Below are 14,585 nucleotides of genomic sequence, written 5' to 3'. Positions count from 1 at the left end.
TAGCGTAAGCTTATTAATTGCCAACAATAAATAAGGAGGTGCAACGAACGATGAAGTTACATGAGCTTTCCCCAGCTCCTGGTTCCCGCCACACGCGCAAACGTGTCGGCCGCGGTACAGGCAGCGGTATGGGTAAAACATCTACTCGCGGTCACAAAGGTCAAAACGCTCGTTCCGGCGGTGGTGTGCGTCCGGGCTTCGAAGGCGGTCAAAACCCGCTGTATCGTCGCTTGCCAAAACGCGGGTTCATCAATCCGACGCGGAAAGAGTATGCGATTGTGAACATCGAAGATTTGAATAACTTTGCGGCGGATACGGAAGTAACTCCTGAGCTGTTGTTTGAACAAGGAATCGTGAAAGACGCGAAGAGCGGCATCAAGATTCTCGGCAACGGTGAAGTTACTGTCAAACTGACAGTTAAAGCGAATAAGTTCTCCCAATCTGCGGTAGAGAAAATCGAGGCTGCCGGCGGTAAAACCGAGGTGATCTAATGTTTAAAACCATTAAGAACATATGGCATGTTCAAGACCTTCGCAACCGCATCTTGTTTACGTTGTTTATCTTCCTCATTTACCGGATCGGTTCCTTCGTTCCGGTTCCGGGCGTTAATAAAGAGGTCTTTGAGGCGACAAACAACGCAGCAGGAAACAACTTGTTAGGGCTCTTGAACACCTTCTCGGGCGGCGCCCTGAAGAACTTCTCGATCTTTGCCCTCGGGATCATGCCTTATATCACGGCTTCCATCATCGTACAGCTCTTGTCGATGGACGTCATTCCGAAATTTGCGGAATGGGCTAAGCAAGGGGAACACGGTAAGAAGAAAATGGCCCAAGTGACCCGTTACGGAACGGTCATTTTGGCCCTCATTCAGGCGTTTGCTACGTCGATTGGTTTTAACCGTTTGTACGGAACGGAAATGGTGCCGAATGCAACTTTTGGTGACTATCTCGTCATCGCCATCGTGTTGACAGCCGGTACTTCTTTCCTGATGTGGTTAGGTGAGCAGATTACCGAAAGAGGGATTGGTAACGGGATCTCGCTGATTATCTTTGCCGGGATCGTTGCCTCCATCCCTACGCACATTACGACGATTGCGCAATCGGATTTTATCATTGAAGGCCAGCCTTTCATCAATGTGGTGAAATCCATCGCGATTCTCTTGGTGTGCATCTTGATCGTCATCGGTGTTATCTACGTACAACAAGCGATCCGGAAAATCCCGGTCCAATACGCAAAGCGTGTGGTAGGTAACAAAATGTATGGCGGGCAGAATACGCATATTCCGCTCAAGATCAACGCTGCCGGCGTGATTCCGGTCATTTTTGCAGTTTCCTTGCTGCAATTCCCGGTCGTGATCGCCAGCTTCTGGTCGACGCACGCTTGGGCGCAGTGGATTACGACCCATTTGTCTACCAACCGTCCGCTTGGGATGGTGCTTTATGTGATCATGATCATCGGCTTTACGTTCTTCTATACGTTCGTGCAGATGAACCCGCAGCAGATGGCTGAGAACATGAAGAAAAACGGCGGCTACATTCCAGGGATCCGTCCTGGTAAAGCGACGGAAACCTATTTGACTCGGGTGTTAACCCGTTTGACGATGACCGGTGCGCTTTTCCTTGCTGCCATCTCCATTCTCCCTATGGGATTGGGGGCTATCGCAGGGTTGCCAAGCACGGTCTTGATCGGCGGTACATCGATCCTCATCGTGATCGGCGTTGCGCTGGATACGATGAAGACGATTGAAGGCCAATTGATCAAACGTCACTATAAAGGTTTTATCAATAAATAGTCGGTAGGTACCAGGAACAGAGGACGTGCAAACGTCCTTGCCTGGCACCTAACTGAGCTATTTCTTGTTGTAGAGAAGTGTTGGAGGGAGTGAGAAACATGAACCTACTATTCATGGGGCCTCCCGGAGCAGGAAAAGGAACACAAGCCGAGACAATCGTTAACGAATTCGGTATTCCTCATATCTCTACCGGCGACGCATTTCGCCTGGCAATCAAACAGGGAACACCTGTGGGGATGAAAGCGAAGGAATATATGGATCAGGGACTGCTCGTGCCTGATGATGTGACAGTGGGGATCGTTCGCGAACGCTTGCAGCAGCCCGATTGCGAAAAAGGTTTCTTATTGGACGGTTTTCCAAGAACCCTTTCGCAAGCGGAATCGCTGGATGAGCTGCTTGATAGCATGGGTCGCAAGCTGGACCACGTCATCAACCTGAAAGTGGACCGGAACAAGCTGCTGGCGCGGCTGACGGGACGCCGGATTTGCAAATCCTGCGGCGCCACTTATCATGTGATCTTTAATCCTCCGGGGCAGGAAGGTGTTTGTGATAAATGCGGCGGCGAGTTATACCAACGCTCGGATGATAACGAAGAGAGCGTAGGAACTCGTTTGGACGAATATATCAACAAAACCGCACCGCTTCTGAAGTTCTATGAAGATAAAGGCCTGTTGCGTCAGGTAGATGGTGAACAGGAAATCGATGCGGTTTCGAAGGAAATCGTGTCACTACTGCGAGGTTAGGTGTAATGATCATTTGTAAATCCGAAACGGAACTAGGCTTTATGCGAGAAGCTGGGCGGATCGTCGCGGAAACGCACAGGCTCATGGCCCAAGCGATTGAGCCTGGAATTACGACGGGAGAACTCGATCAACTCGCCGATAAATACATTCGCAGTCAGGGCGCCGTGCCGTCCTTTAAAGGTTACAACGGTTTTCCTTACAGCATTTGCGCTTCGGTCAACGAAGAATTGGTACACGGATTTCCCGGCAAACGCAAATTGAACGAAGGCGATATCATTACATTGGATATCGGCGCGGAGTACCGTGGTTTCCATGGGGACTCGGCGTGGACGTATCCGGTAGGTAAAATTTCGGAGGAAGCCAAGCGACTCTTGGAGGTCACCGAAGGTTCCTTGTATGCGGGCCTTGCGCTCGTTAAACCGGATGTTCGATTGTACACGATCTCGCATGCAATTCAGCAATTCATCGAAGCTGCCGGTTTTTCCGTCGTTCGGGAATATGTGGGTCATGGCATTGGCGCGAGCTTACATGAAGAACCGCAAATTCCGAATTATGGTTTGCCCGACCGGGGCCCGCGGCTTAAGCCGGGGATGGTCCTGGCGATCGAACCGATGGTTAACATGGGGAAGCGATATGTTAAAACGCTGGAAGACAACTGGACAGTGGTTACGGTGGATGGCTCGTTGTGCGCTCACTTTGAGCATACGGTAGCTGTTACACCGGACGGGATGGAAATTTTCACGAAGCTGGATGCGTAGGTGATGAACGTGAAAGAGCGCTCAGCGCCGCAAATCGGTCAGTTGGTGAAAGTTCTCAAAGGCAGGGATGCCGGTGCGATTTATGTGATTGTCGGGATTCTGGACGACAAATTCGTCTGGATCGCGGACGGAAACAAACGGAAGTTTGATGGACCCAAACGTAAAAATGCCCAGCATCTTGAACTACTGCCCATAGTTAGCAGCGAGGTTGTTCATAGTTTGCAGGAAAGCGGACGGGTGACGAACGGGAAACTGCGGCATGCAGTTCTTGCTTATCAGAAGTCCGCCAATTCTATGGCTGAAGAGAAAGGAGACTGACTGTGGCTAAAGAAGATGTCATTGAAGTCGAAGGTACGGTCATTGAACCGTTGCCGAATGCAACCTTTAGAGTAGAGTTGGAGAATGGTCATCAAATTCTCGCTCACGTTTCCGGGAAGTTGCGGATGCACTTTATCCGCATTTTGACGGGAGACAAAGTGGTCGTTCAGCTTTCGCCATATGATTTGACGAAAGGCCGGATCACTTACCGCAAATAGACTATACCCATTACGGTAAAGTTGTGGTACAATATTCAGGTTGAGTTGTTTCAGAGAGTAGTTTATGATTAGAATGCGTGCGATTGGATTTTTGCTTTCGCAAAATAAGAACGTATGCTTTCGATCCCAGTTTTACTTCTGTAAAACTTTTAGGAGGTAATCAGCATGAAGGTAAGACCTTCTGTAAAGCCGATTTGCGAAAAATGCAAAGTCATTCGTCGCAAAGGCAATGTCATGGTGATTTGCGAAAATCCGAAACACAAACAAAAACAAGGTTAATTGAAGGGGGTGTAGCGTAAAATGGCACGTATTGCTGGTGTGGATTTGCCACGTGATAAACGCGTTGAGATCGCCTTAACTTACATTTTCGGAATCGGTAAAACGACTTCCCAGAAAATCCTGAAAACAACAGGCATCAATCCGGACACTCGTGTTCGTGATTTGACGGAAGATGAGGTTAGCAAACTACGCGAAACGATCGACAAAACGGTCAAGGTTGAAGGTGACCTGCGTCGTGAAATTTCCTTAAATATTAAACGTTTGATCGAAATTGGCTGCTACCGCGGAGTGCGTCATCGTCGCGGCTTGCCGGTTCGCGGACAACGTACGAAAACGAATGCCCGTACTCGTAAGGGTCCTCGTCGTACTGTAGCGAACAAGAAGAAATAAGAAGGGGGGATAACAGACAATGGCTAAACCAAAGAAAGTCGTACGTACGAAACGTCGTGACCGGAAAAATATTGAATCTGGTGTGGCTCATATCCGCTCCACGTTCAATAACACGATCGTCACCATTACGGATCCACACGGTAACGCGATTTCCTGGGCGAGCTCCGGCGGTCTTGGATTCAAAGGTTCCCGTAAGTCGACTCCGTTTGCTGCGCAAATGGCTGCTGAATCTGCTGCCAAAGCTGCGATGGAACATGGCATGAAAACCGTTGAGGTTATGGTTAAAGGCCCTGGTGCCGGCCGTGAGGCCGCTATCCGCTCCTTGCAAGCGGCAGGCCTTGAAGTCAACATGATCAAAGACGTTACTCCAATTCCTCATAACGGCTGCCGTCCTCCAAAACGCCGCCGCGTTTAATGAAGCCGCGCTGAAGCCGTGGTATAACACCAGCGTCAATTGGGAACAATGGATGTTTAGGCATACTACGTTACGAACTTCAGCACCTTAGGCAGATTGAAAGGAACGACGTTTTGAAGGAGGGGTACTTTCGTGATAGAAATCGAAAAGCCAAAAATCGAGACCGTAGAAGTTAACGATGAAGGCACCTATGGGAAATTTGTAGTAGAACCACTTGAACGTGGGTATGGCACCACACTGGGCAACTCGCTTCGCCGGATTTTGCTCTCTTCTCTGCCGGGTGCTGCGGTAACCTCGGTCCAAATCGATGGAGTTCTGCATGAATTCGCGACCGTACCGGGCGTTATGGAGGACGTTACGGAGATCATCCTGAACCTGAAAGCACTCTCGCTGAAAATTCATTCGGATGAGGAGAAGATCCTCGAAATCGATGCAGAAGGCGAAGGTGTTGTTACGGCAGGAGATATCCGTGCGGACAGCGATGTGGAAATTTTGAATACGGATCTGCATATTGCTACGCTTGAACCGGGTTCGAGACTTCACATGCGCATCTACGCAGGCCGCGGACGTGGTTACGTTCAGGCAGATCGAAATAAACGAGATGATCAACCGATCGGTGTCATTCCCGTCGATTCGATCTATACCCCGATTACTCGGGTCAATTACGTGGTAGAGAATACCCGGGTTGGCCAAGTGACCAACTACGACAAGCTTACGCTTGAAGTGTGGACCGATGGCAGTATCAGACCTGAAGAAGCGGTAAGCCTCGGCGCGAAAATTTTGACCGAGCATCTCTTCTTGTTCGTAGGCCTTACGGACGAAGCGAAAGACGCGGAAATCATGGTCGAGAAGGAAGAAGACAAGAAAGAAAAAGTGCTTGAAATGACGATTGAAGAGCTTGATCTCTCCGTTCGTTCCTATAACTGCCTCAAACGTGCCGGTATCAATACGGTACAAGAGCTTACGACGAAAACCGAAGAAGATATGATGAAGGTACGTAACCTTGGTCGCAAATCTTTGGAGGAAGTTCAAGAGAAGCTCCAAGAGTTAGGTTTGGGATTGCGCACTGAAGAATAAGTTGACTTGAATCGTTTTAGCGAAGGAGGGAAAACTCATGGCATACCAAAAGTTGGGCCGCGATTCCAGCGCACGTAAAGCATTGTTCCGTGACCTGGTAACCGACCTGTTCTTATACGAACGCATCCAAACGACGGAAGCGAAAGCGAAAGAAGTTCGTTCGATCGCTGAGAAGCTGATCACCAAGGCAAAACGTGGTGACCTGCATGCCCGTCGTCAAGTGGCAGCTTACGTTCGTCGCGAATCGATCGACGGCGAGCAGGATGCAATCCAAAAGCTGTTCACCGAACTGGCAACTCGTTATTCCAGCCGTCCAGGCGGATACACTCGTATCCTGAAGCTGGGACCTCGCCGCGGCGACGCTGCTCCTATGGTTTATCTGGAACTGGTAGATCGCGCGTAATTCGGGGGTTCCCCATTTCTTGCGTGTAAAACTCTCTGTCGGCTCGCCTTACGGCTAAGCTTTCGGAGAGTTTTTTTATTGAACTGAAGGTGTGGCCTTGAGAAAGGAAGGAACCGATGCGCAACTTGCTGATGACCGTCAGCTATGACGGAACCAACTATTTCGGCTTTCAGACCCAACCGGGCGGAAATACGGTTCAGGATCATATCGAGGGAGCCATCCGCCATTTAACGGGAGAAACGGTGAAAATTCATGGCTCGGGACGAACCGATGCCGGGGTGCATGCGAGACAGCAGCCTTTTCATTTTCACACCGATTCGCGAATTCCTGTGGAACGTTGGTGTTTGGCGCTTAACGCGCGGCTCCCTTCTGATATCCGCGTGTTGACGGCTCGGGAGGTCCCTCTGACCTTCCATTCACGGCATTCGGCCAAACGGAAAACCTACCGCTACTCCATTAATACCAACCGATTCCCGGATGTGTTCCAACGGAACTATCAGTTTCATCATCCCGGACAACTCAATGTTGATGCTATGCAGGCAAGTCTGCCGTATTTGGTTGGTACCCACGACTTCACTTCGTTCGCCTCGCGTCAGTCCACGAAGCTAAGCCATGTTCGTACGATATATGATGCCCGGATCGTGGTGGATTCATTAGCAAAAATACCTGGAACAACGGGCCAGGGGATTGTCCATTTTTATGTCACGGGGAGCGGATTCCTGCAGCATATGGTCCGAATCATCGTTGGCACCTTAATCGAGATCGGTGAAGGCAAACGTACGCCTGAATCGATCCAGGCGATTTTGGAGGCGAAAGACCGGACTGCCGCAGGCCCAACGGCCGAGAGCAAAGGGCTGATGCTCTGGAGTGTGGAATACGAAGAAGAAGATTTGTGTGATTGAAGCGGTTGCGGCTGGAAGCTTGATTTTTTCGGGATAACCTTTGAAAAAGGCTTGCGTATTAACTAGGCTTCCTGTAAAATAAAAGTTGTGTTTTCTTGATGGCTATCCCACAGCCCCCAGTCAAGAAAGCCGCTTAAACAAGAATTTTATGCTTGCTAAACATGAATGAAACGATCGAAGATAAATCTGCTGACTTTGGTCAAGCGACCCGAAGAGCATGATCGTGTTCAGCAGGATGAACCATTTCGGACGAATTTGAAGGAGGATCTTTACATGCGTACCACTTATATGGCGAAGCCAGGCGAAGTAGAGCGCAAATGGCACATCATCGATGCCGAAGGCAAAACGCTGGGCCGCTTGGCTAGCGAAGCTGCAGCTCTTATCCGCGGTAAACACAAACCACAATTTACTCCACATGTTGACTGCGGCGACTTTGTGATCGTCATCAACGCGGAGAAAATCGCCCTGACCGGCAAAAAGCTCGATAACAAAAAATATTATCGTCATTCCCTGCATCCGGGCGGTTTGAAAGTGACTGTTGCCAAGGATTTGCTGAGAACGAAACCTGAACGTGTAATTGAGTCCGCCGTTCACGGCATGCTGCCTAAAACTCGCCTTGGCGAGAAAATGAAGCTGAGACTGAAAGCTTACGCGGGCACTGAGCATCCACATGCGGCACAAAAACCTGAAGTTTACGAACTTCGCGGATAATTAAAAGGGAGGACAGTTTCATGGCACAAGTACAATACTATGGGACAGGTCGTCGTAAACATTCGGTAGCTCGTGTTCGCCTTGTACCGGGTGAAGGACGCATTGTCATCAATAAACGCGACATCAACGATTATTTTGGTCTGGAAACGCTGAAGCTGATCGTAAAACAACCGCTGACTTTGACGGAAACGCTGGGTAACTACGACGTGATCGTCATCGCTCATGGCGGCGGTATCTCCGGTCAAGCTGGCGCAATCCGTCACGGGATTTCCCGCGCACTGCTCAAAGCAGATCCGGAACTCCGTCCTGCATTGAAGAAAGCAGGCTTCTTGACGCGTGACCCACGGATGAAAGAACGGAAGAAATACGGCCTCAAAGCAGCTCGCCGTGCTCCTCAGTTCTCGAAACGTTAATCTTTATATTGCATACGAAAGTCCCTTTCCGTTTTGGAAAGGGGCTTTTTTGCGTTTATATTGAAGGTTTCTTCGGACTTTTTTTCATTTTGGATTTTTTAGTATTGACTTCTAGGGGGAATGCCATATACTTTTAAATATAATTCAAATCTGATTAGTTGGAATAATCGTATGCCTTGTTTAACCTGATGCGGGAGGTCTGAAGAAAAGTGAATTTATTGGAAAAAGAGCAGTTAATTGCGGCCAGGGCCGAGGAATTTGAGTCGTTATCCCCCCAAGAAATCCTCGCCTGGGCGGTAGAGACGTTTCCGAATATCGCCTTTGCCTGCAGCTTTGGGGCTGAGGATGTCGTTTTGGTCGATATGCTGCAGCAAATCAGCCCGTCTACCGACATTTTTTACTTAGACACGGATTTTCATTTTAAAGAGACTTATGAGACGCGGGACGCGATTGCGGCCAAATACGGACTGGAATTTGTACGGGTATCCCCTACGTTAACGCCGGAGGAACAGGCGCAGAAGTATGGGGAGGAACTGTGGAAGTCGGATCCTAACGCTTGCTGCAACCTGCGTAAGGTTGAGCCGCTGACGCGGGTGTTGGGCCGCTACGAGGCATGGATCACAGGGATTCGCCGCGACCAGGCGCCAACCCGGGCAAATGCGAAGAAAATTGAATACGACACTAAGTTTGGTCTGGTGAAGTTTAATCCTATCGCCAACTGGACCTCGGACGATGTATGGAACTACATTCGCGAGCATCAGCTCATTTATAATCCTTTGCACGACCGCAATTATCCTAGCATTGGCTGCGAACATTGTACCCGTCCGGTAATGCCAGGAGAAGATCCACGCGCAGGACGCTGGTCTGGAACGGAAAAGACGGAATGCGGACTACATCAATAAACGGTGAGGAGAAAAAAATCAGAAGTGGGGGAGATACGGGTGACGTCAATATTACCGCATGGTGGGAGCCTGATTAACCGGGTTGTGACCGGACCACAACGAGAAAGCCTCCTGGAACAGGCGAAGGGCCTTTCGGCCATTCTCATTAATAACTGGACGATTTCGGACCTGGACCTCATTGGGGTGGGGGCATTTTCGCCATTAACCGGGTTTATGAACGAAGACGATTATCGGTCGGTTGTCGATCGCATGAGGCTGGCTGACGGAACGGTATGGAGCATCCCGATTACCCTCTCCGTAGCCCGGGTACAAGCGGAAAGCCTGGAAATTGGAGAACAGGTCGCGTTGGTTGGTGAGCAGGACGGCGTTGTTTACGGTCTGCTTGAGATTGGCAGTATCTATTCCGTTGATCAGGCAGAGGAAGCACGCAAAGTGTTCAAAACCGATGATCCTGCACATCCCGGAGTGAAGAAGCTGCTGGAACGTTCGCCTTACTACGTTGGCGGTTCGATTCAGGTGTTGAACCGGCCCGAACCGGCGCGGTTTAAGGAGTTTTATTTTGATCCGGCGGAGACGCGGCGGATCTTTGCAGAGAAGGGTTGGAGAACGGTGGTAGGGTTCCAGACCCGCAATCCGGTTCACCGGGCGCATGAATATATTCAGAAGAGTGCGATGGAAATCGTGGATGCGCTATTCCTTAATCCGCTGGTCGGCGAGACCAAATCCGACGATGTACCAGCCGATGTTCGGATGAAGAGCTATTTAACGCTGCTGAAACACTATTATCCGGCAAATCGTACTTTTCTAGGGGTGTTCCCGGCAGCAATGCGTTATGCTGGACCACGTGAAGCGATTTTTCATGCGATGGTGCGCAAAAACTACGGATGCACGCATTTTATCGTGGGTCGCGACCATGCAGGGGTTGGCGATTACTACGGAACGTATGAGGCCCAAGAGATCTTCTCGAACTTCACCTCGGAGGAGTTGGGCATCACGCCGCTGTTCTTTGAACATAGCTTTTTCTGCACGAAATGCGGGAATATGGCTTCCAGCAAGACCTGTCCGCATCCGAAAGAAGATCACCTAACCTTGTCCGGAACGAAGGTGCGCGGTTTGCTGCGCGATGGGGTTTGTCCGCCGCCGGAATTTACCCGGCCGGAGGTTGCCGAGGTCCTGATCGAAGGGATGAAGCAGCAGGTTCAACCAACTTAATTCACGGGGGTTAGCTTAGCCCTGCATGAGTCATATTTGTCCACCTTGTCCCATATCATGAGTAATGTCATGAAGGGAGAAAGGTGGCTTTTTTATGCGCGATCGAGATAAGGTGACGTTATGGATTTCTCTGAACCACATCAAAATAGCGCTGATCGGCGTGGGTCTGGCTGCCGTGATCCTTGGGTTGGCCTTCTACCGAGTGCCGGCGCAGAAAGCTTGGAATTATTGGAGCCTCCCGCTGGCGGGTCAAGTGATCGCCCTGGATGCTGGCCATGGCGGACCGGATGGCGGAGCCAGCAGTAAACAGGGGCTGATCGAGAAAGACATCAATCTCGCCGTCTCTTTATATCTGCGCGATTATTTGCAGCAGGCGGGTGCGGTTGTCGTCATGACCCGCGAGGAGGACAAGGACTTGGCAGCGGCGGACACGAAGGGCTACAGCAAACGGAAGACCGAGGATTTAATGACCCGGGTCCGTTTTATTGAGGAACAGCAGGCCGATCTGCTCGTGAGTATACACATGAACAGCATTCCTTCTCCGCGCTGGCGAGGCGCGCAAACGTTCTATTACCCTAATCATGCGGATAACGCAAATCTGGCTGCGCTCGTACAGGAAGAGCTTCGACGGAATCTGGAGAACACTGACCGGGTTGCGAACCGTGCGGATAAGAAGGTGTATCTGATTGAAGCGATGAAGATTCCAGCTGTCCTGGTGGAGGTGGGGTTCTTGTCGAATCCAGAGGAAGCGGGGCTGCTTGGGACGGAATCGTACCAGCGGAAAGTAGCCGCTTCCATTTATCAGGGGATCTTGCGATATTATTCTGGAGAAAAAGTACAAACCCCGGCAGAGGATGTCAGGTAATGTTATAATAGACCTAACTATCTGATGAAGTCGAGGTGCTGTCAGTGATTACGAAGGAGCAGCTTCAGGCAACGTTACGCCCGGTTGCAGAACCAACCACAGGTCTCAGTCTAGTCGACCTCCAGTGGATTCGCGATATCATGATTAAGGAAGACCGCGTCTCATTAACCGTTGTCGGCTTTGAGAAAGGCAGTGCGGCACAGGTGGAAGCCGAACGGGAGATCCGCTTCCGCTTATCCGAAGCGGGGATGAAGGATGTTCATCTTCGCTTCCGTGAAGCTTCGGAGCAGGAACGCGAGGCAGCGTTTAGCGCGGCTCGTCAACCTTCGGATTCATCCCATAGTGAACGCAGCGAACTGAAGGGGCATGGGGCAGGTCTGGAAGGGGTACCGATTCTTGACCCTAGATCTGGCGTTCAATTTATTGCTGTTGCCAGCGGCAAGGGCGGAGTGGGCAAGTCTACCGTCACGGTAAATTTGGCGGCGGCCCTGGCGCGTCAAGGCAAGAAGGTGGGCTTAATTGATGCCGACATCTATGGCTTTAGCGTTCCCGATATGATGGGGATCGAAGAGGCACCGCTGGTAGAGAACGGCCAAATCTTGCCCGTAGAACGCTTTGGTGTCAAGGTCATGTCGATGGGCTTCTTTATCCAGGACAATAACCCTGTGATTTGGCGGGGACCGATGCTGGGGAAAATGCTTCGGCAATTTTTCAGCGATGTCCAGTGGGGCGATTTGGATTATATGCTGCTTGATTTTCCGCCGGGTACAGGGGATATCGCTCTAGACGTACACCAGATGATTCCGCATAGCAAGGAGATTATCGTCACCACCCCGCATGCCACTGCAGCTTTTGTTGCTGCCCGGGCCGGGGCAATGGCGCTGCGCACGGAACATGAAGTGCTGGGCGTCGTCGAAAACATGGCTTACTACGAGTGCTCCAAATGCGGCGAGAAGGATTATGTCTTCGGACGCGGCGGCGGCGCTCGTTTGGCGGAGTCCTTACATACCGAATTGCTGGCGCAATTCCCGCTGGGAGCGCCGGATAACCATCCGTCCGAGCCGGACTTTTCTCCGTCGGTGTACAAAGCGGAGACCCCGGTTGGTCGGCTGTATGACGAGCTGGCACAGCGCATCGTGCTGAAATGCAAAAAAGACTGACCCTTAACGGGTCGGTCTTTTTTTGGGGGGGGGGATGAGCGTTAGCTTGCGGCTTAAGAAGATCCACCGCTGCCTTCGCCCTCTTTGCTTTGGCCGCCTTCATCACCGCTGCCTTCGTTACCGCCGCCTTCGTCCTGCTTAGGCTCTTTTTCCACCTTCGGCTGCAGTTGCTCTTGAACGACGGTTTTCAACAGCTCAAGCACTTCCAATTTGAACAACGGACTTTGCATCGCTTCCTGCATGACCGTCATGGATTGCTTGCGGTAGTCCGGCGTCTTGGTTAAATCGAGGAACATCTTCATGACTTCCGGCGATTTCAGGATTTCGCTGATCGATTTCTGATAAGTAGGGTCTTTGATCAGCTGCATATGGAGCTCTTTGCTTTGGGCGTTGATCGCCTTCGCAAAATCCCCGGCAAACTGCGGATCGGTCATGATCTTCTCGATTTCCTTCTTGTATTCCGGGGAAGTAATCGTCTCCTTGACAGCCATACGCACCTCATTGGAGGTTTGGGACGGGAGAATCATCTTCACCCCAAACGTTCCGCCTCCGCTGCTTCCTCCGGATCCGCCCGACCCGGAACCGGAATCAGAACCGGACTCCGAACCGGATTCTGAGCCGCTGCTTCCGCTTCCACTTTCGCTGCTGCTTGGAGGATTGCTTAACGCCTCATATATAGCCTTTTTACCTTCGTCAGTCTTAAGAATATCGATAACCATCGATTTCGTTTCTTTATATCCCCCACCCTGGGAAGAGGAGGGGGAGCTTTGTTCAGAACCGCAGGCTGCAAGCGGAAGAGTGAATGTACATAAGAAGCATAAAATCCAACGGGTACCCCGCCATTTCATGGTTCCCTTCCTCCTTATCATCATTGCTAAAGTTAGTATGCGGCTTAAAAACGGAAATATCCCAACGAAAAGCTTAAAAACAATGGTTTTTTACCGGGATCGTTGGTAAAATATTTCGTTAGTGGAGGTGGAAGGGGCTTGAACTTAAAAAAGTGGCTTTACTTATTTGGGACAACCTTAGCCGTAGGGGCGGCGGGGTCGCTGATGGTCGGGCTGTTGCTGCAATGGACCGATACCCTGCAATATAAAGGCCTGACCGATATTTTGGTCAATGTCGGGATATTACTTGGCGTTGGCATTATGGTTAGCGTGTATTCCCAAATGGGCTTTTTCGCATATTTAATGATCAATTATATGGGGAACGGTGTCTTCTCCAGAAGAACATGGCAATATGTGCAGCTGGTCTTAACCGCTTTAGCGCTGCTGGAGCTGATGTTCCTGCGGATATTCGTGGGCGGCGAGAAGAACGGGTTTTCCGACCTGATCCTTGGCATTATCATTCTTATTGTGGCTGTGGGAACTGCGTTTTATAAGGCCAAATTGACGAATGCAACCGCCTGGATTCCCACGTTGTTCTTTATGATTGCAGTTACGATCGTGGAAACTGTCGGCGTATTGAAGATTGGTGTCAATTCCGCGACGGCTTGGATTGTTGCGCCATTAATCGCATGTAATGCTTACCAGATCTTAATTCTACAGCGAGTGTTGAACTCTGGAAATTCAGAAACACAAAAAAGCCCAGCCTAAACTGGGCTTTTTTGCTACAAATTCACAAACCGACAGCGTATTCCAACTGCTTCTTCAGCCACGCTTGATCGCGGACTTCGTTGCCTTGAACGCTGGCTTCCTGCAGCAGATCCGTTACGGTCACAAACTCATAGCCTTGCTTCCGCAGCTCATCGATGATGATCGGCAACGCCTCGTGCGTCTGCTTCACCGAATCGCTGGCATGCAGGAGAACGATATCTCCGGGATGGGCTTTCTTAACGACGCGGTCAACGATGGTTTGAACCCCTTTGTTCATCCAATCCTGGGAGTCAGTATCCCATTGGATGACTTTGTAGCCTTGGCTTGCAGCAATTCTAAGCACGCGCTTATCGAAGTCGCCGTTCGGAAGCCGCAGCAGCTTGGGAGGTTGGCCTGTCACTTCGGTCAAAATCGTATGAGAGGTAGAAATTT

21 protein-coding genes (1 of these 21 running past the window's edge) are annotated in these 14,585 nt (G+C 50.5%); 19 read left to right on the top strand and 2 right to left on the bottom strand.

The genetic code is table 11. The features are described from left to right. Positions 1 to 50 precede the first annotated feature (50 nt). The 18 genes from rplO (at position 51) to ACL02P_RS14460 (ending at position 12,558) form a co-directional block, all read left to right on the top strand. Positions 51 to 491 carry a 50S ribosomal protein L15 gene (gene rplO / locus ACL02P_RS14545; RefSeq protein WP_009226657.1) on the top strand — a complete coding sequence of 147 codons (441 nt, stop codon included), beginning with the start codon at positions 51 to 53 and terminating at the stop codon, positions 489 to 491. Further along, positions 491 to 1,792, top strand: coding sequence for a preprotein translocase subunit SecY (gene secY / locus ACL02P_RS14540; protein WP_009226658.1), 1,302 nt, complete (start codon positions 491 to 493; stop codon positions 1,790 to 1,792). Before rplO ends, secY begins: the two co-directional genes overlap by 1 nt. A 98-nt stretch (positions 1,793 to 1,890) precedes the next feature. Next, a complete protein-coding gene (locus ACL02P_RS14535) occupies positions 1,891 to 2,535 on the top strand; it encodes an adenylate kinase (RefSeq protein WP_016310721.1) in 645 nt (214 codons plus the stop codon). A gap of 5 nt (positions 2,536 to 2,540) precedes the next feature. Next, positions 2,541 to 3,293, top strand: coding sequence for a type I methionyl aminopeptidase (gene map, locus ACL02P_RS14530; protein WP_009226660.1), 753 nt, complete (start codon positions 2,541 to 2,543; stop codon positions 3,291 to 3,293). A 3-nt stretch (positions 3,294 to 3,296) separates the two neighbouring features. After that, positions 3,297 to 3,611 carry a KOW domain-containing RNA-binding protein gene (locus ACL02P_RS14525; protein WP_009226661.1) on the top strand — a complete coding sequence of 105 codons (315 nt, stop codon included), beginning with the start codon at positions 3,297 to 3,299 and terminating at the stop codon, positions 3,609 to 3,611. A 2-nt stretch (positions 3,612 to 3,613) separates the two neighbouring features. Then, on the top strand, positions 3,614 to 3,829 hold the full coding sequence (infA, locus tag ACL02P_RS14520; protein ID WP_007132547.1) for a translation initiation factor IF-1: 216 nt from the start codon (positions 3,614 to 3,616) through the stop codon (positions 3,827 to 3,829). A gap of 165 nt (positions 3,830 to 3,994) precedes the next feature. After that, positions 3,995 to 4,108: a 50S ribosomal protein L36 gene (gene rpmJ, locus ACL02P_RS14515; protein WP_003333770.1), complete on the top strand. Its 114-nt coding sequence runs from the start codon at positions 3,995 to 3,997 to the stop codon at positions 4,106 to 4,108. Positions 4,109 to 4,129: 21 nt separating this feature from the next. Beyond that, on the top strand, positions 4,130 to 4,498 hold the full coding sequence (gene rpsM / locus ACL02P_RS14510) for a 30S ribosomal protein S13 (protein ID WP_009226662.1): 369 nt from the start codon (positions 4,130 to 4,132) through the stop codon (positions 4,496 to 4,498). Positions 4,499 to 4,517: 19 nt separating this feature from the next. Beyond that, positions 4,518 to 4,913 (top strand): 30S ribosomal protein S11, encoded by a 396-nt coding sequence (rpsK, locus tag ACL02P_RS14505; protein WP_009226663.1) that lies wholly within the window; start codon positions 4,518 to 4,520, stop codon positions 4,911 to 4,913. A 132-nt stretch (positions 4,914 to 5,045) separates the two neighbouring features. Further along, positions 5,046 to 5,990, top strand: coding sequence for a DNA-directed RNA polymerase subunit alpha (locus ACL02P_RS14500; RefSeq protein ID WP_009226664.1), 945 nt, complete (start codon positions 5,046 to 5,048; stop codon positions 5,988 to 5,990). A 37-nt stretch (positions 5,991 to 6,027) separates the two neighbouring features. After that, complete coding sequence (rplQ, locus tag ACL02P_RS14495; RefSeq protein ID WP_009226665.1) at positions 6,028 to 6,393, top strand: 50S ribosomal protein L17; 366 nt, start codon at positions 6,028 to 6,030, stop codon at positions 6,391 to 6,393. 116 nt (positions 6,394 to 6,509) lie between these two features. After that, a complete protein-coding gene (gene truA / locus ACL02P_RS14490) occupies positions 6,510 to 7,295 on the top strand; it encodes a tRNA pseudouridine(38-40) synthase TruA (RefSeq protein WP_412837556.1) in 786 nt (261 codons plus the stop codon). Between the two features lie 273 nt (positions 7,296 to 7,568). Next, positions 7,569 to 8,006, top strand: a complete 438-nt coding sequence (rplM, locus tag ACL02P_RS14485; protein ID WP_009226667.1) for a 50S ribosomal protein L13 — start codon at positions 7,569 to 7,571, stop codon at positions 8,004 to 8,006. A gap of 20 nt (positions 8,007 to 8,026) precedes the next feature. Beyond that, a complete protein-coding gene (gene rpsI / locus ACL02P_RS14480; RefSeq protein ID WP_009226668.1) occupies positions 8,027 to 8,419 on the top strand; it encodes a 30S ribosomal protein S9 in 393 nt (130 codons plus the stop codon). A 209-nt stretch (positions 8,420 to 8,628) separates the two neighbouring features. Beyond that, positions 8,629 to 9,321 (top strand): phosphoadenylyl-sulfate reductase, encoded by a 693-nt coding sequence (locus tag ACL02P_RS14475; protein WP_009226669.1) that lies wholly within the window; start codon positions 8,629 to 8,631, stop codon positions 9,319 to 9,321. Positions 9,322 to 9,360: 39 nt separating this feature from the next. Then, the gene (gene sat / locus ACL02P_RS14470; protein ID WP_412837555.1) at positions 9,361 to 10,533 is read left to right on the top strand and encodes a sulfate adenylyltransferase; all 1,173 of its coding nucleotides are present in this window, start codon (positions 9,361 to 9,363) and stop codon (positions 10,531 to 10,533) included. 94 nt (positions 10,534 to 10,627) lie between these two features. Then, positions 10,628 to 11,398 (top strand): N-acetylmuramoyl-L-alanine amidase CwlD, encoded by a 771-nt coding sequence (cwlD, locus tag ACL02P_RS14465; RefSeq protein WP_323077807.1) that lies wholly within the window; start codon positions 10,628 to 10,630, stop codon positions 11,396 to 11,398. 44 nt (positions 11,399 to 11,442) lie between these two features. Next, positions 11,443 to 12,558, top strand: a complete 1,116-nt coding sequence (locus ACL02P_RS14460) for an Mrp/NBP35 family ATP-binding protein (protein ID WP_323077806.1) — start codon at positions 11,443 to 11,445, stop codon at positions 12,556 to 12,558. Positions 12,559 to 12,611: 53 nt separating this feature from the next. Here ACL02P_RS14460 and gerD read toward each other — a convergent pair whose 3' ends face one another. Then, complete coding sequence (gene gerD, locus ACL02P_RS14455; RefSeq protein WP_339300294.1) at positions 12,612 to 13,406, bottom strand: spore germination lipoprotein GerD; 795 nt, start codon at positions 13,404 to 13,406, stop codon at positions 12,612 to 12,614. Positions 13,407 to 13,544: 138 nt separating this feature from the next. On the opposite strand from gerD, the gene ACL02P_RS14450 reads away from it, so the two are divergent. After that, complete coding sequence (locus tag ACL02P_RS14450; RefSeq protein ID WP_009226674.1) at positions 13,545 to 14,153, top strand: KinB-signaling pathway activation protein; 609 nt, start codon at positions 13,545 to 13,547, stop codon at positions 14,151 to 14,153. Positions 14,154 to 14,175: 22 nt separating this feature from the next. Here the strand turns inward: ACL02P_RS14450 and pdaB are convergent, their stop codons facing one another. Further along, positions 14,176 to 14,585, bottom strand: the 3' portion of a protein-coding gene (pdaB, locus tag ACL02P_RS14445) for a polysaccharide deacetylase family sporulation protein PdaB (protein WP_009226675.1). It continues 400 nt past the right edge of the window; only the last 410 of its 810 coding nucleotides appear in the window; its start codon lies off the right edge, out of view; the stop codon is at positions 14,176 to 14,178.

Origin of the sequence: Paenibacillus sp. MB22_1, assembly GCF_047200555.1 — a bacterium.
GTDB lineage: Bacteria > Bacillota > Bacilli > Paenibacillales > Paenibacillaceae > Fontibacillus > Fontibacillus phoenicis.
This window is presented reverse-complemented; position numbering and strand designations above follow the sequence as displayed.

What these genes read in the sequence shown, in the direction of transcription:
- rplO (WP_009226657.1), top strand. Translation starts at nt 51, where the DNA reads ATGAAGTTACATGAGCTTTCCCCAGCTCCTGGTTCCCGCCACACGCGC.
- secY (WP_009226658.1), top strand. Translation starts at nt 491, where the DNA reads ATGTTTAAAACCATTAAGAACATATGGCATGTTCAAGACCTTCGCAAC.
- ACL02P_RS14535 (WP_016310721.1), top strand. Translation starts at nt 1,891, where the DNA reads ATGAACCTACTATTCATGGGGCCTCCCGGAGCAGGAAAAGGAACACAA.
- map (WP_009226660.1), top strand. Translation starts at nt 2,541, where the DNA reads ATGATCATTTGTAAATCCGAAACGGAACTAGGCTTTATGCGAGAAGCT.
- ACL02P_RS14525 (WP_009226661.1), top strand. Translation starts at nt 3,297, where the DNA reads ATGAACGTGAAAGAGCGCTCAGCGCCGCAAATCGGTCAGTTGGTGAAA.
- rpmJ (WP_003333770.1), top strand. Translation starts at nt 3,995, where the DNA reads ATGAAGGTAAGACCTTCTGTAAAGCCGATTTGCGAAAAATGCAAAGTC.
- rpsM (WP_009226662.1), top strand. Translation starts at nt 4,130, where the DNA reads ATGGCACGTATTGCTGGTGTGGATTTGCCACGTGATAAACGCGTTGAG.
- rpsK (WP_009226663.1), top strand. Translation starts at nt 4,518, where the DNA reads ATGGCTAAACCAAAGAAAGTCGTACGTACGAAACGTCGTGACCGGAAA.
- rplQ (WP_009226665.1), top strand. Translation starts at nt 6,028, where the DNA reads ATGGCATACCAAAAGTTGGGCCGCGATTCCAGCGCACGTAAAGCATTG.
- truA (WP_412837556.1), top strand. Translation starts at nt 6,510, where the DNA reads ATGCGCAACTTGCTGATGACCGTCAGCTATGACGGAACCAACTATTTC.
- rplM (WP_009226667.1), top strand. Translation starts at nt 7,569, where the DNA reads ATGCGTACCACTTATATGGCGAAGCCAGGCGAAGTAGAGCGCAAATGG.
- rpsI (WP_009226668.1), top strand. Translation starts at nt 8,027, where the DNA reads ATGGCACAAGTACAATACTATGGGACAGGTCGTCGTAAACATTCGGTA.
- cwlD (WP_323077807.1), top strand. Translation starts at nt 10,628, where the DNA reads ATGCGCGATCGAGATAAGGTGACGTTATGGATTTCTCTGAACCACATC.
- gerD (WP_339300294.1), bottom strand. Translation starts at nt 13,406, where the DNA reads ATGAAATGGCGGGGTACCCGTTGGATTTTATGCTTCTTATGTACATTC.